The sequence below is a fragment of the Methylobacterium sp. FF17 genome (genome assembly GCF_025813715.1).
GTDB classification, from domain to species: Bacteria; Pseudomonadota; Alphaproteobacteria; order Rhizobiales; family Beijerinckiaceae; genus Methylobacterium; species Methylobacterium flocculans.
In genome coordinates this window covers 3,598,365-3,617,770 of record NZ_CP107532.1, presented here as the reverse complement: position 1 = coordinate 3,617,770, position 19,406 = coordinate 3,598,365, and the positions used below count along the sequence as shown (strand labels likewise).

Annotated in this window: 14 protein-coding genes; 5 read left to right on the top strand and 9 right to left on the bottom strand. The window is 68.4% G+C overall.

Annotated features, from left to right (window positions below; genetic code table 11):
• The first annotated feature begins 171 nt into the window (after positions 1-171).
• The 3 genes from uvrA (at position 172) to OF380_RS17025 (ending at position 5,461) form a co-directional block, all read left to right on the top strand.
• Complete coding sequence (uvrA, locus tag OF380_RS17035) at positions 172-3,144, top strand: excinuclease ABC subunit UvrA (protein ID WP_264046023.1); 2,973 nt, start codon at positions 172-174, stop codon at positions 3,142-3,144.
• A 524-nt stretch (positions 3,145-3,668) separates the two neighbouring features.
• Positions 3,669-4,688 carry a transporter gene (locus OF380_RS17030; protein WP_264051363.1) on the top strand — a complete coding sequence of 340 codons (1,020 nt, stop codon included), beginning with the start codon at positions 3,669-3,671 and terminating at the stop codon, positions 4,686-4,688.
• A gap of 212 nt (positions 4,689-4,900) precedes the next feature.
• Positions 4,901-5,461, top strand: coding sequence for a fasciclin domain-containing protein (locus OF380_RS17025; RefSeq protein ID WP_264046021.1), 561 nt, complete (start codon positions 4,901-4,903; stop codon positions 5,459-5,461).
• A gap of 125 nt (positions 5,462-5,586) precedes the next feature.
• Here the strand turns inward: OF380_RS17025 and hflX are convergent, their stop codons facing one another.
• The 4 genes from hflX to OF380_RS17005 all read right to left on the bottom strand — a co-directional run bounded on the left by hflX (position 5,587) and on the right by OF380_RS17005 (position 11,262).
• Positions 5,587-7,002 (bottom strand): GTPase HflX, encoded by a 1,416-nt coding sequence (hflX, locus tag OF380_RS17020; protein ID WP_264046019.1) that lies wholly within the window; start codon positions 7,000-7,002, stop codon positions 5,587-5,589.
• Between the two features lie 113 nt (positions 7,003-7,115).
• Positions 7,116-7,370 carry an RNA chaperone Hfq gene (gene hfq, locus OF380_RS17015; RefSeq protein ID WP_003600267.1) on the bottom strand — a complete coding sequence of 85 codons (255 nt, stop codon included), beginning with the start codon at positions 7,368-7,370 and terminating at the stop codon, positions 7,116-7,118.
• A 155-nt stretch (positions 7,371-7,525) separates the two neighbouring features.
• Positions 7,526-8,896 carry a nitrogen assimilation response regulator NtrX gene (ntrX, locus tag OF380_RS17010; RefSeq protein ID WP_264045998.1) on the bottom strand — a complete coding sequence of 457 codons (1,371 nt, stop codon included), beginning with the start codon at positions 8,894-8,896 and terminating at the stop codon, positions 7,526-7,528.
• Positions 8,893-11,262: a sensor histidine kinase NtrY-like gene (locus OF380_RS17005; protein ID WP_264045996.1), complete on the bottom strand. Its 2,370-nt coding sequence runs from the start codon at positions 11,260-11,262 to the stop codon at positions 8,893-8,895. The genes ntrX and OF380_RS17005 overlap by 4 nt, the downstream gene beginning before the upstream one ends.
• A gap of 192 nt (positions 11,263-11,454) precedes the next feature.
• On the opposite strand from OF380_RS17005, the gene OF380_RS17000 reads away from it, so the two are divergent.
• Both OF380_RS17000 and oxlT read left to right on the top strand, forming a co-directional pair.
• Positions 11,455-13,053, top strand: a complete 1,599-nt coding sequence (locus OF380_RS17000) for a gamma-glutamyltransferase family protein (protein ID WP_264045995.1) — start codon at positions 11,455-11,457, stop codon at positions 13,051-13,053.
• Between the two features lie 99 nt (positions 13,054-13,152).
• The gene (gene oxlT, locus OF380_RS16995; protein WP_264045993.1) at positions 13,153-14,427 is read left to right on the top strand and encodes an oxalate/formate MFS antiporter; all 1,275 of its coding nucleotides are present in this window, start codon (positions 13,153-13,155) and stop codon (positions 14,425-14,427) included.
• A 441-nt stretch (positions 14,428-14,868) separates the two neighbouring features.
• Here the strand turns inward: oxlT and OF380_RS16990 are convergent, their stop codons facing one another.
• From OF380_RS16990 to dusB, 5 genes are read right to left on the bottom strand one after another with little or no spacing between them, the layout of a single operon-like run.
• Positions 14,869-15,048 (bottom strand): hypothetical protein, encoded by a 180-nt coding sequence (locus tag OF380_RS16990; protein ID WP_264045992.1) that lies wholly within the window; start codon positions 15,046-15,048, stop codon positions 14,869-14,871.
• A gap of 6 nt (positions 15,049-15,054) precedes the next feature.
• Positions 15,055-15,657: a DUF6886 family protein gene (locus tag OF380_RS16985; protein ID WP_264045990.1), complete on the bottom strand. Its 603-nt coding sequence runs from the start codon at positions 15,655-15,657 to the stop codon at positions 15,055-15,057.
• Positions 15,654-17,117, bottom strand: coding sequence for a nitrogen regulation protein NR(I) (ntrC, locus tag OF380_RS16980; RefSeq protein ID WP_264045987.1), 1,464 nt, complete (start codon positions 17,115-17,117; stop codon positions 15,654-15,656). Before ntrC ends, OF380_RS16985 begins: the two co-directional genes overlap by 4 nt.
• A gap of 9 nt (positions 17,118-17,126) precedes the next feature.
• Entirely contained in the window at positions 17,127-18,281 is a 1,155-nt protein-coding gene (locus OF380_RS16975; protein WP_264045986.1) for a two-component system sensor histidine kinase NtrB, read from the bottom strand.
• Positions 18,278-19,327: a tRNA dihydrouridine synthase DusB gene (gene dusB / locus OF380_RS16970; RefSeq protein WP_264045984.1), complete on the bottom strand. Its 1,050-nt coding sequence runs from the start codon at positions 19,325-19,327 to the stop codon at positions 18,278-18,280. The genes OF380_RS16975 and dusB overlap by 4 nt, the downstream gene beginning before the upstream one ends.
• Between the last annotated feature and the right edge of the window lie 79 nt (positions 19,328-19,406).

Below are 19,406 nucleotides of genomic sequence, written 5' to 3'. Positions count from 1 at the left end.
TGCTTCTCGGGGGCGGGCCGGACGGAGGCGATGTTGAGCCTGTACGCATTTTGTTCTAGTTGAGGACGGATATGCGTGGCGCGCGCCTTGCCCCGTCGGGGCGCGCGCCCGACATGGCGTTCGGGACGGGCCAGCCCCGCCCGGCTCCCGCAGACCTTCCGAAGAGACCCCATGGCCAAAGCCAAAGCCGCCGCCAAGAAGTCCCAAGCCGAGGCGGAGCGCGTCGAGGCGAAGATCGAGGCCCTGTTCGAGGGGGCGCGCGATCAGCGGGTGATCTCGGTGCGCGGCGCGCGCGAGCACAATCTCAAGAACATCGACCTGACGATTCCGCGCGACCGGCTGGTGGTCTTCACGGGGCTGTCCGGCTCGGGCAAGTCGTCGCTGGCTTTCGACACGATCTACGCGGAGGGGCAGCGCCGCTACGTCGAATCTCTCTCGGCCTATGCGCGTCAGTTCCTCGAGATGATGTCGAAGCCGGATGTCGACCAGATCGACGGCCTCTCGCCCGCGATCTCCATCGAGCAGAAGACCACCTCGAAGAACCCGCGCTCGACAGTGGGGACCGTCACCGAGATCTACGACTACATGCGCCTGCTCTGGGCGCGGGTCGGCATCCCCTACTCGCCCGCCACCGGCCTGCCGATCGAGAGCCAGACGGTCAGCCAGATGGTCGACCGGGTCCTCGCATTGCCCGAGAAGAGCCGGCTCTATCTGCTCGCCCCGGTCGTCCGTGGCCGCAAGGGCGAGTACCGCAAGGAAATCGCCGAGTTCCAGAAGAAGGGTTTCCAGCGCCTGCGCGTCGACGGCGAGTACTACCCGATCGACGACGTGCCGAAGCTCGACAAGAAGCTGAAGCACGATATCGACGTTGTGGTGGACCGGATCGTGGTGCGGGCCGACATCGCCGCCCGGCTCGCGGATTCCTTCGAGACGGCGCTGGAGCTCGCCGACGGGATCGCGTTGATCGAGTTCGCCGATACCCCGGAGGGCGAGGCCCCGCGCGAGCCCGTGACCTTCTCCTCGCGCTTCGCCTGCCCGGTCTCGGGCTTCACCATCGCGGAGATCGAGCCGCGCCTGTTCTCGTTCAACAATCCGTTCGGCGCCTGCCCGACCTGCGGCGGTATCGGCCACGAGATGCGGATCGACCCCGAACTCGTGATCTCGGATGCCAAGCTCAGCCTGAAGCGCGGCGCGGTGGGCCCCTGGGCGAAATCGACCTCACCCTATTACGGCCAGACCCTTGATGCCCTGGCCCGGCACTACGGCTTCAAGACCACGCTGGCCTGGGCCGACCTGCCGGCGAAGGCTCGCGAGGTGGTCCTGTACGGTACGGGTTCCGAATCCGTCCGCTTCGCCTACGACGACGGGATGCGCGCCTACGAGGTCAACAAGCCCTTCGAGGGCGTGATCCCGAACCTGGAGCGGCGCTACAAGGAGACCGAGAGCGACGCCTCCCGCGAAGAGATCGCCCGCTTCATGAGCGAGACGCCCTGCGCTACCTGCGGCGGCAAGCGCCTGAAGCTGGAAGCGCTCTCCGTGAAGGTGGCGATGCAGGATGTGGGCGAGATCACCGCGCTGTCGGTGCGCGACGCCCATGCCTGGTTCTCCGATTTGCCCGGCAAGCTGACCGACAAGCAGAACGAGATCGCCTATCGCATCCTGAAGGAAATCCGCGACCGCCTGACCTTCCTCATCGATGTCGGGCTCGAATACCTGACCCTGGCGCGCGGCTCCGGCTCCCTTTCGGGCGGTGAGAGCCAGCGCATCCGCCTCGCCTCGCAGATCGGATCGGGCCTGACGGGCGTGCTCTACGTCCTCGACGAGCCCTCGATCGGCCTGCACCAGCGCGACAACGAGCGCCTGCTCGGCACCCTCAAGCGCCTGCGCGACCTCGGCAACTCGGTGATCGTGGTCGAGCACGACGAGGACGCGATCCTGCAGGCCGATTACGTCGTCGATGTCGGCCCCGGTGCCGGCATCCACGGCGGCCGGATCATCGCACAGGGCACGCCCGAGGAGGTGCTCAAGAACCCGGCCTCGCTCACCGCCAAGTACCTCACCGGCGAGATGAGCGTGCGGGTGCCGACCGCGCGTCGCAAGGGCCGCAAGGGCAAGCTCCACCTCGTGGGCGCGCGCGGCAACAACCTCAAGAACGTCTCCGTCGAGATTCCGCTCGGCACCTTCACCTGCATCTCCGGGGTGTCCGGCGGCGGCAAGTCGACCCTCATCATCGACACGCTCTACAAGGCCGTGGCGAAATCCCTGAACGGCGCCCTGGAGCATCCGGCTCCCTTCGAGCGCCTCGACGGGCTGGAGCATCTCGACAAGGTCATCGACATCGACCAATCGCCGATCGGACGCACGCCGCGCTCGAACCCCGCCACCTACACGGGCGCCTTCACGCCGATCCGCGACTGGTTCGCGGGCCTGCCCGAAGCGAAGGCGCGCGGCTACCAGGCCGGGCGCTTCTCCTTCAACGTGAAGGGCGGACGCTGTGAGGCCTGTTCCGGCGACGGCGTCATCAAGATCGAGATGCACTTCCTGCCGGACGTCTACGTCACCTGCGACGTCTGCAAGGGACGGCGCTACGACCGCGAGACCCTGGAGGTGAAGTACCGCGACCACTCCATCGCCGACGTGCTCGACATGACCGTGGAGGAGGCCGCCGACCTGTTCAAGGCGGTGCCGACGATCCGAGAGAAGATGGAGACCCTGGCCCGCGTCGGCCTCGGATACGTCAAGGTCGGGCAGCAGGCCACCACCCTGTCGGGCGGCGAGGCGCAGCGGGTGAAGCTCTCGAAGGAGCTGTCGAAGCGCGCCACGGGACGCACCCTCTACATCCTCGACGAGCCCACCACCGGCCTGCACTTCCACGACGTCGCCAAGCTCATGGAGGTGCTCCACGAACTCGTGGACCAGGGCAACACCGTGGTGGTGATCGAGCACAACCTCGAAGTCATCAAGACCGCAGACTGGGTCATCGACATGGGCCCGGAGGGCGGCGACGGCGGCGGCGTCGTGGTGGCCGAAGGAACGCCGGAGCAGATCGCCAAGTCGCGCGCCAGTCATACCGGCCGCTTCCTCCGGGACGTTCTCGCCCGCCGGCCGGCAACGGCGCCGAAGGGTCGCGAAGCCGCGGAATAGGTCGCGGCCCCGTCGCACGGGGCGATCCGACCGCACGATTCGGTCCGAAACGGGATCCGTGCCACGCGCCGCTTCCGCATTGCACCGGATCGGCTCTTCACGCGGCCGTGATCCGCTGCGGTGCGGCGGCGCCTGCGCATTCCCCCTTCCCGCCTTGCCGGATCGTCCTGACGGCTGCATCGCTCGGCAACAGCTTGAGCTTTCAGCGATATTCTGCCGACCGCGATTGTCAGGTCGCGGTGGATGACGCGTGCAACTTGCTCAAATCGTTAACAAAACCTTTCGCTGCAGTGCAGCCGAAATGCGGCTTTTGCGCAACGGTGGGGTTGGAACTGCCCCGTTTCCAAGCATTCCGCTGTCCTTCCGTCGCATCCTGTAGAATAGTTCTCGACGTTGAGACTTGAGATCGCGCCGCAAGGGGGGCCGCCGAACCAACTGCAAACAAGCCGCATCAAGCGGCGGATCGGCAGGATGATTCGGATGGCTGCGTGGCGGACCTGAAATCCTTGGGAAGGAAGACGATAATGACGAAGAACTGGCTCGTTGCCGGAGCGATGGCGCTCACGGCCAGCATGACCGCAACCGCCTCCTACGCGCAGTCCACCACGGTTCCGGGTGAGCAGGTCGGCCTCGCCACCGGCGCTCCCCTGCCCGAGGGCATCTATGCCCTGAACACCTTCGTCTACCAGATGCGCGACAACCCGTCGCCGGTCGATGCAGGCATCAACGTCCCCGTGTTGGTCTGGTCGACCCCGTTCGTTCCGTTCGGCGGCCGCGTCGAACTGCTCGTCGCTCCCCCGACCGTGTTCGTGTTCGGCAAGGGTAACAGCAGCAGCTCCATTCGGGATCTCTCCTTCAACGTCGGTACCTTCGTCGGCGGTATCTGGGCCTTCGATCTCGGCAACAACTTCGGCGTCAGCTTCCTCGGCGGTGTCTACCTCAACGAACTGAACGGTGACCGTGGCGTCCTGACCACGCGGGCCGGTGCCCTCGCCATTCCGAATGGCGGCGTCGGCCCCGGCGGCGGCGCCGTGCTCGGCCAGCTTGCTTCGAACACCTACCGCTTCGGCGTCGCGGCCAGCTACACGGGCGATGGCTACAACCTGACCGCCAACTTGACCGCCAACATCTACGACTCGCCGGCGACCTTTGGCGGCAACAGGAACATCGGTCCGGGTGGTTTCACGCAGTCCTATTCAATCTCTGACGCCCTGAACCTCGATCTGACCGCGACCAAAAAGTTCGGCAAGTTCGAGATCGGCGCCATCGCGTACGGTACCTACAACTTCGACACCAGCTTCAAGGGCGGCAACATCATCAACGCTGCCAACCCGACCGGTACCCCCGATCGTGGCCGGTTCCTGATGGGTGGCCTCGTCGGCTACGACCTCGGGTTTGCCACCGCACAGGTCTACGTCGCTCGCACCGTCGTCCGCAGCGCTGGCACCTTCGACAGCACGGAAGTCTCCGGCCGCCTGATCGTGCCGCTGTACTCGCCGACCCCGGTTGCCGCCGCTCCCGCGCCGATCATCCGCAAGTACTGAGAGCGATCGACCGGGGCTCGCCCCCGGTCACCGCTGTCGGATCGCCCGCAAGTCCGCCGGATCCCCAGGGTCCGGCGGATTTCGCGTTTCACCGCGCGCACGTCCGCGTGATCGGGCGTTGGGGGCCGGCGATGTCCTGAAACTTTCCGCGCGAATGCCTCGTAGAGCGCCTCAGTCACCCCGCACGAGGGACGACGAAGAGGAACATGCTCATGAAGATCACGCACCGCGCCCTGGCTGCCGCCACGCTCGCCTTCGCGCTCGGCGCCGCAGCGCCCACCGCCGCATTCGCAAAGAACCCGATGGTCGGCGGCGCGCCGATGTACGCCTCGAAGACCATCGTGGAGAACGCGGTCAACTCGAAGGATCACACCACGCTGGTCGCCGCCGTGAAGGCCGCAGGCCTCGTCGATACGCTGTCGGGCCCCGGCCCCTTCACGGTGTTCGCGCCCACCAACGCCGCCTTCGCCAAGCTCCCGGCCGGCACCGTCGAGACCCTGGTGAAGCCCGAGAACAAGGCGACCCTCACCAAGATCCTGACCTATCACGTGGTTTCCGGCACCTATACGGCCAAGGACCTGATGAAGCTGGTCAAGGATGGCGGCGGCGAGGCCCAGCTCAAGACCGTCGCGGGTGAGCCCCTGGTGATCCAGACCAAGGGCAAGAAGGTCTATGTGACCGATGCCAAGGGCAGCACCGCAACGGTCACCACTGCCAACGTGATGCAGTCGAACGGCGTGATCCACGTCGTCAACGGCGTGCTCCAGCCCTGATCCCCCAGGAACGATCCGGCGGTTGACGTGAAACGCCCGCGATCCGAGAGGATCGCGGGCGTCTGACATTCAGGAGTTGCGTGCAGGAGTGACGTACGCGCGACGTGGAAGATCGCGACGCGTCGTCAGCCGACCCGGTTGAGCCGGCGTGCGCCCGCGAAGCGGTTGAGGAAGCGCGGCTCCTTCTCGGGGGCGATGCGGATGGCGAGGTGCATGGTGCCCCCCTCCTCCTCGCGCCGGTCCAGGACTTCCGCGTTCTCGTAGAGCCAGTGCAGGGCGGCTCCGTCCTCCGGCGGCAGGATCACCGCGAAGGTGGAGCGCTGGCGGGCGATCCGCGCCTCGATCCGCGCCGTGAGCACGTCGAGACCCTCCCCGGTCACGGCCGACACCAGCACGGGTGCATCGCTGTCCCGGTCGTTGCGGCCGTGGGTGCTGAGGTTCAGGAGGCGGTTGCGCTCGTCCGCGTCGAGGAGGTCGGCCTTGTTCCAGACCTCGATGATGCGGGAGGCCGAGGTCTCGATGCCGAGCTCGCGCAGGACCGAGCCGACATCCTCGGCCTGGGCTTCGCTGTCCACATGCGCGACGTCGCGCACATGCAGGAGGATGTCGGCGTGGATCACGTCCTCCAGGGTCGCCCGGAAGGCGGCGATCAGCGAGGTCGGCAATTCGGAGATGAAGCCCACCGTATCGGAGAGGATCACCGTCTCGCCATGCGGCAGCTTGGTGGCGCGGGCGGTGGGGTCGAGGGTGGCGAAGAGCATGTCCTGCGCCATGACCTGGGCCTTGGTCAGGATGTTGAACAGCGTGGACTTGCCCGCGTTCGTGTAGCCGACCAGCGCGACGATGGGATAGGGCACCCGCGCCCGGCTCTGGCGATGCAGGCCGCGCGTGCGGGTGACGCTGTCGAGTTCGCGCTCGATCTTCGTCATGCGCTCCTGGATCATGCGCCGGTCGGCCTCGATCTGCGTCTCGCCGGGACCGCCGAGAAAGCCGAAGCCGCCGCGCTGGCGCTCCAGGTGGGTCCAGGATCGCACGAGGCGGCTGCGCTGATAGGCGAGATGCGCGTGCTCGACCTGGAGCGTGCCCTCCCGCGTCGAGGCCCGGCGACCGAAGATCTCGAGGATCAGGCCGGTCCGGTCGATCACCTTGCAGCCGAACGCCTTCTCGAGGTTGCGCTGCTGCACGGGGGAGAGCGCGCAGTCCATCACGACGAGACCGATCTCCCGCGCCCGGATCACGCCGGCGAGTTCCTCGACCCGCCCCTTGCCGAGATAGGTGGAGGGGCGGATCCGCTGGACCGGTGCCACGATCGCCTCGACCACGTCGAGTTCGATGGCGGCGGCGAGGCCGGCCGCCTCGTCGAGGCGGGCCTCGGAGGACCGGAGCGCCTCGGGACTGGCGCCCGTGGCACTTCGCGCCGCGGCGGCGGCCCGCCCGAGATAAGGCCCAATGACGAGGGTGTGGGTTGCCGCGGCGATATCGCCTTCCGGTGCGGCCATCGCCTGGAGCCGGGCCTCGCCGGGGGTCATCAGTTCAGTCATGAAGTTCTTTGTTCGACCCTGTCGTGTGTGTCTTCACGACAATGGGCGCTTGCCGGCCGCAGACAAGGGCGCGGCAAACGTTTCGGCCGGCCGGATGCCGGTTTCGTGCGAATTCAGGCCTTCTCGGGCGCGGTCTCGTCGGGCTCGAAGAGCTGGACCGGATGGCCCGGCATGATCGTCGAGATCGCGTGCTTGTAGACGAGCTGGGAATGACCGTCGCGCCGCAGCAGCACGCAGAAATTATCGAACCACGTCACCACGCCCTGAAGCTTGACGCCGTTCACGAGGAAGATGGTCAGCGGAATCTTGTTCTTGCGAACATGGTTCAGGAACGTGTCCTGGAGGTTCTGTGCGCGTTCGCCCGCCATATTTTCTTATCCTTGATTCACGCTGCCGCCCGCCGCGAATGACGGGTTCTCATCAGGTCGTTTCTTGAGACCGGCCGGGCCTAGGCCCGAAGGGTCCGGTCGACCGGTATTACACGTGCATCGCGGGCGCGATGCAAGTGCATTGGCGCTTGGCCTCAGGGGCCGATCCCCAGTGACTTGAGTTTCCGGTGGAGCGCCGAGCGTTCCATGCCGATGAACTCCGCCGTACGGGAGATGTTGCCGGAGAACCGCGCGATCTGAGCCACCAGATACTCGCGCTCGAAGATCTCGCGGGCCTCGCGCAGGGCGAGGCTCATCAGCTTCTCGCCGCCCGAGCCGTTCGGCGTGGTCGGCACCAGGGCGCCGATCTCGGTGGGCAGCATCTCGGAGGTCACCTCCTGATCCGGGTCGGTGTGGGTCAGGATCATGAGGCGTTCGACGTTGTTGCGCAGCTGGCGCACGTTGCCGGGCCAGTCGTGCGATTGCAGCACCGCCATGGCGTCCTCGGCGATGCGCCGGCGCGGCAGGCCGGTGGCGCCCGAGATCTGCTCCATGAAGAAGGCGATCAGCTCCGGTACGTCCTCGCGCCGCTCGGACAGCGACGGGACCCGGATCGGGACCACCGAGAGGCGGTGGAACAGGTCCTCCCGGAAGCGTCCGGCCGCGATTTCCTCGGCGAGATCCCGCGAGGAGGACGAGATGATGCGCACGTCCACGTGCACCCGGGCGGTGCCGCCCACGCGCTGGAAGTTCTGGTCCACGAGGACGCGCAGGATCCGGTTCTGGGTCTCGCGCGGCATGTCCGCGACTTCGTCGATGTAGAGCGAGCCGCCATGCGCCTCCTCCAGGGCGCCGACCCGGCGCACCCGGCCCTCCCCGCCCTCCACGCCGAACAGTTCGGCCTCCATCGTCTCGGGCGTGATCGTGGCCGCGTTGATGACGACGAAGGGCCCGCTCGCCCGGGTCGAGGTTGCGTGCAGCGTGCGGGCCGACAATTCCTTGCCGGAGCCCGGTGCGCCGAGGATCATCACGCGCGCATTGGTGGGCGCCACGCGCTCCACCGTCTGGCGCAGCTGGTTGACCACCACGGAGGCACCGACGAGGCGGCTCGCCTGCCCCGATCGGGCCTTGAGGTCGCGCACCTCGCGCTTGAGGCGAGAGGCTTCCAGCGCCCGCTCCGCCACCAGGATCAGCCGGTCGGCCTTGAACGGCTTCTCGATGAAGTCGTAGGCGCCCGCCTTGATCGCCGCCACCGCGGTCTCAATGTTGCCGTGCCCCGAGATCATCACCACGGGCAGGTCGGGATGCCCGGCCTTGATCTGGTCGAGCACCTGCAGGCCGTCGAGGCGCGAGCCCTGCAGCCAGATGTCGAGGAAGACGAGGTGGGGCCGGCGCGACTCGATGGCCGCGAGCGCCTCGTCGGACCCCCCGGCGGTGCGGGTGCGGTGGCCTTCGTCGTCGAGGATGCCGGCGACGAGGTCGCGGATGTCGGCCTCGTCGTCGACGATCAGGATATCGGCGCTCATGACTGGATCTCCGCGATGTGGGGGGCCGTCCGTGCGGCTCCCTTCTCATGCTGCCCGGAGGGTCCGCCCTCCGGCGTCGTGTGATGGACAGGGTCGCCGTCGCTGGCGGTCTCGCGCGGCACCCGCATCCGCACCCGTCCGCCCCGGCCTTCCGGATTGTCGTTCAATTCGATCCCGCCGCCATGCTCTTCGAGGACCTTGCTCACGATGGCGAGGCCGAGCCCCGTGCCACCTTCGCGCGTCGTCATATAGGGCTCCAGCAGCCGCTGGCGCCCCTCGGCGGGAAAACCCTTGCCGTTATCCGTCACCTCGATGACGGCGAACCCCTGCTCCAGGACGAGGCGGACATCGACGCGGCCCTTGCCGAGCTCCGCCTCCGGCACCGCCTGGACCGCCTCGATGGCGTTCTTGAGGATGTTGGTGATCGCCTGGGACAGGAGCCGGATGTCGAACGCGGCCAGCACCGGCTGCCCGCCATCCTCGGCGAAGGAGAACTCCATGTCGGGATGGGCCACCCGCATCATGAACAGGTTCTGCCGGGTGATCTCGCTGAGGTCGTTGCGGCCGATCGCGGGCTTCGGCATCCGGGCGAACGACGAGAACTCGTCGACCATGCGCTTGATCTCGTCGACCTGACGCACGATCGTCGCCGTGCACTGGTCGAACACCTCCTTGTCGGTGGTGATCACCTTTCCGTACTTGCGTCGGATGCGCTCGGCCGAGAGCTGGATCGGGGTCAGCGGGTTCTTGATCTCGTGGGCGATGCGGCGGGCGACATCGGCCCAGGCCGAGGTGCGCTGGGCCGAGACGAGGTCGGTGATGTCGTCGAGCGTCACCACGAAGCCGCGCGCGCCGCCTTGCGCCTGCTCGCTCGTCACCCGCACCGTGACGGTCCGCTCGCGTCCGTCGCGGGTGAGCTGGATCTGCTGCTGCATGGCGCGCAGGCGCGCCTCGCCCCCTTCCGGGAACAGGGCCTGCAACTCGGGCACGACCTGGGTGAGCGGCTTGCCCACGATCGCTTCGGCGCTGAGACCCAGGGTCCGCTCCACGGAGGGGTTGGCGATGGTGACGAGGCCGGCGGCATCGACGCCCATCACCCCCGGCGAGACCCCGGACAGCACCGCCTCCGTGAAGCGCCGCCGACGGTCGATGAGGTCGCTCGCCGCGGTGAGCCCGTCATGCTGGCGGCGCAGCTCCTGCGTCATCTTGTTGAAGCTCTCGGACAGGTGCGCGAGGTCGCCGTCGCTCTTGCGGGCCGGGACCTGCGCGTAGAAATTGCCCGAGGCGACCTGATCGGCGGCGTTGATGAGCCGGCGGATCGGGGCGACGAAGCGGTTGGCGAAGTTGAGGCCGAACCACACCGCCGACAGGAGTGCGATGAGCGCGATCAGCACGAAGACCGAGGCGAAGCTGATCTGGATCGAGCGCTTAAGGGAATCGTAGGTGAGGTATTCGGCCGCCGCGGCCCGCGACACGCCCGGAAACTCCACCGCGAGCTGGCTGACTTCCCGCTGAACCAGCAGCACGGCGCCGTCATAGGCGGTCATCCGGAGCAGGGCCGCGAAGACCCGGCCCTCGCTCGGCACGAGGCAGATCGGGTCGCTGGACTTGGCGGCATCCTCGAAGGCGGCGGCCGAGGGCAGGCGCCGTTCCTTCAGGACGTCGATCTTGGCCCGCGCCACCACCTCGGTCGGCCCGCGCATGATCTCGGCCACGGGCAGGCCGAGGGCGGTGGCGCGGGTGGTGAGGAAGCTCTCGAACCAGGTCCGGTTGATGTCGAAGTTGGGCCGCGCCCGGGTGAGGTCGTCCGTGAGGATGCGGATTTCGCGGGCCAGGCTCTGGCACTGGTTTTCCTGGTAGGCGTCGGCGACCTCCACCGATTTCAGGACCACGTCGCGCACCCGGTCGGTGAAGCCGAGCGAGAGGCCGCGATCGATCGTCACCGCCGCCACCACGGCGAGGAGCACCGTGGGCAGGATCGCGATGAGGCTGAACAGGCCGACGATCCGGCTGTGGAGCCGGGCCACGGCCGCGTTCGTGCGCCGGGCGTGCAGGAAGACCCGGGCTTCCCAGGCGATGATGACGACGAGGCAGAGGACCAGGAAGACGTTGATGCCGAGGAGGGTCAGACCGACCGCCGGCGTCGGCGTGACTCGGATCACACCTGCGAGGATCAGGAAGGTCGTGATGGCCGAGACCAGGGCTGTCACGACCACGAGCGCCCCGATCAGGCCCGGACCGCGCGGCGGCGGTCGTACGGCGTGGGGCAAACCGTCCGGCCCTTCGGCCGTCCGCGGCGCCGTCTCGGCGGGGCCTGAACCCTCCGCGGAGGGGCCCAAAGTGCTAGAGGATCGAAGCCACGGCATGGCTGATGCGTCGCCACAACAGTGTGGCGAAATTAATACGGACGGGCGTTACGCAGGGGTGAAAACCTCGGGATTCCCGCGGATGTCAGCGTCGCTTTCGGCTCGACCCGCGGCCTGACCCCCGGTTCGGCCGGTGATCGACGCGCTGGAAAAATACATTATTCTACCGACCACCCCCAACCCGAGATCAGAATGTCAGACACGCCCGTTTTCGCTTCGGCCGCCGTTGCCGCGCCCCACCGCCTCGCCGCCCAGGCCGGGCAGCACGTGCTCGCGCAGGGGGGCAACGCGATCGAGGCGATGACCGCGATGGCGGCCACCATCGCGGTGGTCTACCCGCACATGAACGGTATCGGCGGCGACGGCTTCTGGCTGGTGCGCGAGCGCGGCGGACGGGTTCGCGGCATCGAGGCCTGCGGGCCGGCCGGGCGCCTCGCGACGATCGCGCGCTACCGGGAGAAGGGCTACGAGACCCTCCCGTCGCGCGGGCCCGACGCCGCCCTGACGGTCGCGGGCGCCATCGGCGGCTGGCGCCTCGCCCTCGACCTCGCGCGCGCGCTCGGCGGACGCCTGCCCCTCGAGACCCTGCTGGCGGACGCGATCCGGCATGCCCGCGTGGGCGTCGCGGTCTCGCCCTCGGAGGCGCGCTACGTGCCGAAGGAACTCGACACGCTGCACGACCAGCCGCACTTCGCGGAAACCTTCCTCGATGCGGGCAAGCCCTACGCGGCCGGGGCGATCCGCAAGCTGCCCGCCCTCGCCGGCACGCTGGACCAACTCGCGCATGCGGGGCTCGACGACTTCTACCGGGGCGACCTCGGGCGCGAGATCGCCGCCGACCTCGACCGGCTCGGAACCCCGGTCACCCGGGCCGACCTCGAAGCCTTCGCACCCCGCGAGCGGGCGCCGCTCTCCATCCGGCGTCGGGATGCGGTGCTCTACAACTTCCCGCCGCCGACCCAGGGCATCGCGGCCCTTCTCATCCTCGGCATCTTCGATCGCCTGCGCATCGCGAACCCGGAGACCACGGCGCATTACCACGGGCTGATCGAGGCGACGAAGCGCGCCTTCGCGATCCGCGACCGGATCGTCACCGATTACGACCGCCTCGGCGTCGATCCGGCGACCTTCCTGACGCCCGAGCGCCTCGACCGGGAAGCGGCGCAGATCGACATGACGCGCGCCGCCAGCGTGCCCCTGCGCAACCCCGGAGAGGGCGACACGGTCTGGATGGGGGCCGTCGACCGGGACGGGCTCGCGGTCTCCTACATCCAGTCGATCTACTGGGAATACGGTTCCGGCGTCGTCCTGCCGAAGACCGGCATCCACTGGCAGAACCGCGGCACCTCGTTCTCCCTCGACCCGAAGGCGGTGAATCCCCTCGAGCCCGGCCGCCGGCCCTTCCACACCCTGATCCCGGCGCTCGCCTGCTTCGATGACGGCCGCGTCATGTCCTACGGCAGCATGGGTGGAGACGGGCAGCCGCAGTTCCAGTCCCAGATCTTCGCGCGCTACGCCGATTACGGCATGGACCCGGCCGGCGCCGTCGATGCGCCGCGCCTGCTCTATGGCCGCACCTGGGGAGCCGAGTCGCTGACCGTGAAGGTGGAGGACCGGTTCGACCCGGCCTGCATCGCCGCCCTGCGCAAGCTCGGTCACGAGGTCGAAGAACTCGGTGGGGCCTACATCGATTCCCTGGGGCATGCCGGCATGCTGGTGCGCGACCCCGGCAACGGTTCGGTCGCGGCCGTGCACGACCCGAGATCCGATGGAGGCTCGGAAGGGCTGTAATCGCCGCGATCCTTCGCGAATACGTTGTGCGGCGGACGCAAGCCGCACAACGTCTTGGCATCGTCCTTGCTAACGCAGTGTCGTCGCAAGGAGTGAATAATGGATACCACGCTCACCCGCCAACGCTGGCTGCAACTGGGCCTCGGCCTCGTGGCCATGATGGCGATCTCCAGCCCGCAATACGTCTGGACGCTCTTCACCAAGCCGCTGATCGCGACGACCGGCGCGACGCTGCCCCAGATCCAGTGGACCTTCACGATCCTGATCGTGCTCCAGACCTTCTTCTCGCCGGTGCAGGGCTACCTGATCGACCGGTTCAGCCCCAAGCTCATGATCGCGCTCGGCGCCGCCCTGTCCGGCCTCGGCTGGGTGCTCGCCGCCCGGGTGGATACGCTCTGGGGCGTCTACGCCACCTACGGCCTGTTCTGCGGGCTCGGGACCGGCATCGTCTATGTCGGCATCGTCGGCCTGATGGTGAAATGGTTTCCGGACCGGCGCGGCTTCGCGGTCGGTGTGGTCGCGGCCGGCTACGGCATGGGCGCGATGCTGAGCACCTTCCCCATCAGCGACATGCTGACCTCCGCCGGCTACCGGCACACGCTGACGGTCTTCGGCATCGTCCTCGGGGCGATCGGCGTGCTGGCGGCCCTGGGCCTGCGCGCGCCCCGCGCCGACGAGGTGTTGCCCGCCCCCGCCCGCAACCTCTCCACCTGCGCCCACGACACCGCGCCGAAGGAGATGCTGCGGACCCCGTTGTTCTGGCTGATGTTCGCCATGATGACGATGATGTCCACGGGCGGCCTGATGGTGGTGGCCAACTTCGCCTCCTTCGCCCGCGATTTCGGCGTCGCCGATGCCATCATCTTCGGCTTCGTCGCCCTCCCCTTCGCGCTGACCTTCGACCGGATCACCAACGGCCTGACCCGTCCGTTCTTCGGCTGGGTCTCGGACAAGATCGGCCGTGAGAACACGATGGGCATCGCCTTCGCGGCGGAGGCCGTCGCCATCGCGCTGCTCCTGGTCTTCCGCGAGAACGCGTATGCCTTCGCGCTCCTCTCCGGCGTGGTGTTCTTCGCCTGGGGTGAGATCTTCTCGCTGTTCCCCTCGATCCTCACCGACACGTTCGGCACCAAGCACGCCACTACGAACTACGGCTTCCTCTACATGGCACAGGGCATCGGCTCGCTCTTCGGCGGACCGATCGCGGCCTGGATCTACTTCGTCCAGGGCTCGTGGCTGCCGGTCTTCGCGATCATCATCACCCTCGACGTGATCACGGCGATCCTCGCCTACTTCGTCCTGAAGCCCATGCGTCAGCGCTGGCTCGGGGCGACCGAGACCCCCGTCCTGGTCGGCAAGCCCGCCCTGGCCTGACACGTCCGGCTCAGAACCGTGACCGAAGCGCGGATGGGGAAACCCGTCCGCGTTTTACTTTGATACCGCTTTTGATTGATGGGTCCGCGCCGTCGAGGACACTGACGCGGGACTCCCTCTCCTTCGAGGTCGGCTTAGGGTGAGGTTTCGGTCCTCTTCGGAGAGGTCACACACCTCACCCTGTCCCTCTCCTTCCAGGAGAGGGGACCTGCGGGCTTCTCGAGAGGTCAAGTGACCAAGGTGTTCCAGGAGAACGAGGGGCTGCTGACAACCCCGGTTCGGTCGTAAAGCTCAACAGGACTCCCTCTCCTGTAAGGAGAGGGTTGGGGTGAGGTGTGGTCGATCTTCGAAAGTGTCACGCACCTCCCACCCTCCCCCGAAGGAAAGGTAACGCGTTGCGGGCACGGCCTCGGAGCGATCAGCTGGCGACTGTATTGCGCGTCAAGCCGTGAGGTTGCCTTCGGTAACGGTTTTCCTGTCTTTGAAGAGGGCGTTGGAGCGGACGATGAGGCGTCGGCCCGTGACGACGGTGACGATCAGCGCATCCTTCCCGTGAAAGCCCTCAGCCGCGGCGGAAGGGAGACCTGGCTGGCCGCAGGACGGTGGGATGGCGGCGGGCACGCGCCGTCATATCGGGCGTGGTGGTCCGCCCTCCGGCGTCACCCAATCCTGCGCATGCCTGAGGCGGATGCCGCTGGCGTGCAGGCTCGATCGCCAGATCGACGCGAGGGGCGTCAGGCGCGGCAGGATGCGAAGCTCCAGGCCCACCGCCGCCATCACGGCGGGCAGATCGTGGAGCGCATCGCGGGTGTCGGGAACGACCGGGTGGGGCGAGACCCAGGTGCCGGGGTCGCCGGCGGGCTCGAAGGTCTCGGGCGGCATCCGGTAGCGCTGGATCGTCCAGGTGGCGATCCGATCGGCCCAGGCCTCCTCGACATAGGCGACCGCACGGCCCGAGACGTCGCCGAACCACGTCCGCCGGTCCTCCGGCGTCGTGTCGGCGGTCGGCCAGATCACGATCCGGGGGCAGTCGCGTGGGAACAGGTAGAGCAGGCTGTGGGCCGCATCGATCGCCCAGACCAGGGGGCCGTTCAGCCAGGCGCGCGCCGGGCCCCGGTCGATAGCGACCCGGACGGCGCGCGGTACGAAGACCCGGATGTCCGGATCCTCGCTGAAGTGGAACAGCGGCGCCCGTGCCGCCTCCGGCTCGGCCGCCTCGCGCGCGATCACCGCGCGTTGCGGAACACCTGCAGGTCGAGGTCGCGGACCTTCTTGCGCAGGGTGTTGCGGTTCACGCCCAGCAATTCGGCGGCGCGGATCTGGTTGCCACGGGTGGCGGCCAGGGCGGCTCCGATCAGCGGGCCTTCGATCTCGCGCAGGATGCGGTGATAGAGTCCGGGCGGGGGCAGCGTGTCGCGATAGCCGCCGAAATACTCGGCGAGGTGGCGCTCCACCGCCGCCGACAGGGTCTCCGCCTCGCCGCTCGGCTTACGCGCGCCGCCCGTGCCGTTCTGCTGACTTTGCGCCAGGGGCAGGGTGTCGAGTTCGGCCTCGATGACCGGGCCGGTGATGGTCTCCTGCGGATAGAGCGCCGCGAGGCGCCGCACGAGGTTCTCGAGCTCGCGCACGTTGCCGGGCCAGCGGTAGCGCTTCAGCCGCTCCATGGCCTCGCCGTCGAGCTGCTTGCGGCTCAGGCCCTCGCGCTCCACCAGGACGAAGAAGTGACGGATGAGGTCCGGCACGTCCTCGGAGCGTTCCCGAAGCGCGGGCAGCCGAAGCGGCACGACGTTGAGGCGGAAGAACAGATCCTCGCGGAAGATCCCCTGCTGGATCGAGACGCGCAGGTCCTTGTTCGTGGCCGCGATGATGCGGACGTTGGTCTTGATCGGCACCCGGCCGCCGACGGTGGTGTACTCGCCCTGCTGCAGCACGCGCAGGAGGCGGGTCTGGGCCTCCATCGGCATGTCGCCGATCTCGTCGAGGAACAGCGTGCCGCCCTCGGCCTGCTCGAAGCGGCCGGCCGAGCGCGACAGCGCGCCGGTGAAGGCACCCTTCTCGTGGCCGAACAGCTCGGACTCGATGAGGTCGCGCGGGATGGCGGCCATGTTGACGGGCACGAAGGGTCCGGTGCGCCGGCGGCCGTAATCGTGCAGGGCGCGGGCGACCAGTTCCTTGCCGGTGCCGGATTCGCCGGTGATCATCACGGTGAGGTCGGTCGGCATCAGGCGGGCGAGCGCCCGGTAGATCTCCTGCATCGCCGGCGAGCGCCCGACCAGGGGGATGTCCTCGTTGCCGGGGTCGGTCCCGGCCGGCGCGGTCCCGCGCGGGCGCGACAGGGCGCGGCCGACGATGGCGATCAGCTCCTTCAGGTCGAAGGGCTTCGGGAGATATTCGTAGGCGCCCCGCTCCGAGGCGCGGATCGCCGTCATGAAGGTGTTCTGCGCGCTCATGACGATGATCGGCAGCTCCGGCCGCACGCGCTTGATGCGCGGCAGCAGGTCGAAGACGTTCTCGTCGGGCATCACCACGTCGGTGATGACGAGGTCGCCCGCGCCCTCGGCCACCCAGCGCCACAGCGTGGCGCAGTTGCCGGTGGAGCGGACCTCGTAGCCCGCCCGAGACAGGGCCTGGTTGAGGACGGTGCGGATGGCGGCGTCGTCATCCGCGACGATGATGTGTCCGTTGGGCATGACGAGACTCTACGGCTCCGCGGACGATTCGCGCCCGTCGCGGGCGCTCGACATGGGGAGAAGAAGACGGAAGGTGGTTCGTCGCGGGACCGGATCGCACTCGACGATGCCGCCATGGTCTCCGACGATCTTGGCGACCAATGCAAGTCCGAGGCCGGACCCCTGCGCCTTGGTGGTGACGAACGGATCGAACAGGTCGGGCAGGAGATCCCCCGAGACGCCCGGCCCGTTGTCGCGCACCGCCACCTCGATCGGTAGGCTGACGCGCTCGCGCGACCCCGGCACCTGCAGGCGCAGGCCCGTGCGGAAGGCGGTCGAGAGGGTGATCTCCCCGTCCACCGCATCGGCGCCGATGGCCTCCGCGGCGTTCTTCACGAGGTTGAGGATGACCTGGATGAGCTGGTCGCGGTTGCCGAGCACCGGCGGCAGCGACGGGTCGTAGGTCTCCACGAAGCGGATATGGCGGGCGAAGCCCGACTGCGCCGAGCGCTTCACCTGGTCGAGCACGCCGTGCACGTTCACCGCGCTGCGCTCCACCGGGCGCTCGTCGCCGAACAGCTCCATGCGCTCGACGATGCGCACGATCCGGTCGGACTCGTCGCAGATCAGCCGGGTCAGCAGGCGGTCGTCCTCGGTTCCCGACTGCTCGAGGAGTTGCGCGGCGCCGCGAATGCCGGCGAGGGGATTCTTGATCTCGTGGGCGAGCATGGCGCCGAGCGCCACCATGGAACGGGCCGCGCCCCGGTGGGTGAGCTGGCGGTTCATCTTGTCGGCGATGGTGCGCTCCTGGAGCATCAGCACCACCACCTCCTCGTCGTCGCCCAGCGGCGTCGCGAAGACGTCCACGCTGCGCTCCGCGCCCGAGCGGGGCTGCGTCAGCTCGACGCCGTACTCGCTGACGCTGGCCCGGCGCCGCCGGACCTCCGCCACCAGCGCGATGATCGGCGAGGCGAAGGGGATGATGTCGGCGAGGCGCCGCCGCTGCATCAGCCGGGCGGAATGGTCGAAGAACGTCTCGCCCGCATGGTTCACGTGCAGGATGCGGTCATCCGGGCCCACCGCGAGGACGGGGAGCGGCAGGGCGTTGATCACCGCCTCGCTGGTGGGTGCGACCCCCTCGGCGCGTGGGTTGCCCCGAGGCGGTATCGGCTTGCCCGAACTCATGCGGCTTCACCCATCGTCCGATGCGTCGCAGCTGCAGACTGACCCGTGAAGGCGCGGGCCAGGAGGTCCGCGGCCAGGGCCGGGTCCAGGGTGGTGAGGAGTTGCATGCGTTGTTCCCCGCTCAAGCCCCCGCCCGCCTCGGCATAGGCCGCTAGGTGCTTGCGGGCGTGGCGCACGCCCATGCGCGGCCCGTAGAGCGCGAGCAGCCCCTGGTAATGCTCGACCGCCAGGGCGGCCTTATCGCCGGCCGACAGGGCGGGCGCGGCGCGCCCGGCGAGACCCGCCGCGAGGGCGCCGACGAGCCAGGGCCGGCCCACCGCCGCGCGCCCCACCATGAGCCCGGCGGCGCCGGAGCGCGCGAGGCAGGTCCGCGCCGCGTCGAGCGAGGTGACGTCGCCATTGGCGATGACGGGGATCGTCACCGCATCGACCACGGCGCGGATCGCGTCCCAGTCGGCTCGGTCCTTGTAGAATTGCTGTCGGGTGCGGCCGTGCACCGTCACGGCGTCGAGCCCGAGCGCCTCGGCCCGGCGTGCGAGGTCGGGCGCATTCAGAGAGGCATGGTCCCAGCCCAGGCGCATCTTCACCGTGACCGGAACCCGCACCGCCGCCCGGACGGCGGCGAGGATGCGGGTCGCGCCCTCGATGTCACGCATCAGCGCGGACCCGGAGGCCACGCCGGTGACGACCTTGGCCGGACAGCCCATGTTGATGTCGATGACATCCGCCCCGTTCGCCTCGGCGATCCGGGCCGCCTCCGCCATCGGCTCGGGCGCGCAGCCGGCGAGCTGGACGATGTGGGGATCGACCCCGCTGCCCTCGGCGCGCAGCTGCGCCTCCTGGTCGCCGCGCGCCAGTTCGGCCGCCGCGACCATCTCGGAGACCACGGCGCTGGCGCCGAGGCGCCGGGCGATGCGCCGGACATACAGGTCGGTGACGCCGGACAGCGGCGCCAAGAGAACCGGGACGGATCGCCCGCCCTCTCTGGCACCGGCTCTTCCGGACGTGCGCGAGCGCAGAACGCTCAAATAATCATCAGATGACATTGTGCTCAACGAATAGACAATTCGCGCCCCGGCGCAAGGGATCTCGTGGATTTGATTTCGCCTTGCCCCACGCTTAAAC

What these genes read in the sequence shown, in the direction of transcription:
- uvrA (WP_264046023.1), top strand. Translation starts at nt 172, where the DNA reads ATGGCCAAAGCCAAAGCCGCCGCCAAGAAGTCCCAAGCCGAGGCGGAG.
- OF380_RS17030 (WP_264051363.1), top strand. Translation starts at nt 3,669, where the DNA reads ATGACGAAGAACTGGCTCGTTGCCGGAGCGATGGCGCTCACGGCCAGC.
- OF380_RS17025 (WP_264046021.1), top strand. Translation starts at nt 4,901, where the DNA reads ATGAAGATCACGCACCGCGCCCTGGCTGCCGCCACGCTCGCCTTCGCG.
- hflX (WP_264046019.1), bottom strand. Translation starts at nt 7,002, where the DNA reads ATGACTGAACTGATGACCCCCGGCGAGGCCCGGCTCCAGGCGATGGCC.
- hfq (WP_003600267.1), bottom strand. Translation starts at nt 7,370, where the DNA reads ATGGCGGGCGAACGCGCACAGAACCTCCAGGACACGTTCCTGAACCAT.
- ntrX (WP_264045998.1), bottom strand. Translation starts at nt 8,896, where the DNA reads ATGAGCGCCGATATCCTGATCGTCGACGACGAGGCCGACATCCGCGAC.
- OF380_RS17005 (WP_264045996.1), bottom strand. Translation starts at nt 11,262, where the DNA reads ATGCCGTGGCTTCGATCCTCTAGCACTTTGGGCCCCTCCGCGGAGGGT.
- OF380_RS17000 (WP_264045995.1), top strand. Translation starts at nt 11,455, where the DNA reads ATGTCAGACACGCCCGTTTTCGCTTCGGCCGCCGTTGCCGCGCCCCAC.
- oxlT (WP_264045993.1), top strand. Translation starts at nt 13,153, where the DNA reads ATGGATACCACGCTCACCCGCCAACGCTGGCTGCAACTGGGCCTCGGC.
- ntrC (WP_264045987.1), bottom strand. Translation starts at nt 17,117, where the DNA reads ATGCCCAACGGACACATCATCGTCGCGGATGACGACGCCGCCATCCGC.
- OF380_RS16975 (WP_264045986.1), bottom strand. Translation starts at nt 18,281, where the DNA reads ATGAGTTCGGGCAAGCCGATACCGCCTCGGGGCAACCCACGCGCCGAG.
- dusB (WP_264045984.1), bottom strand. Translation starts at nt 19,327, where the DNA reads ATGTCATCTGATGATTATTTGAGCGTTCTGCGCTCGCGCACGTCCGGA.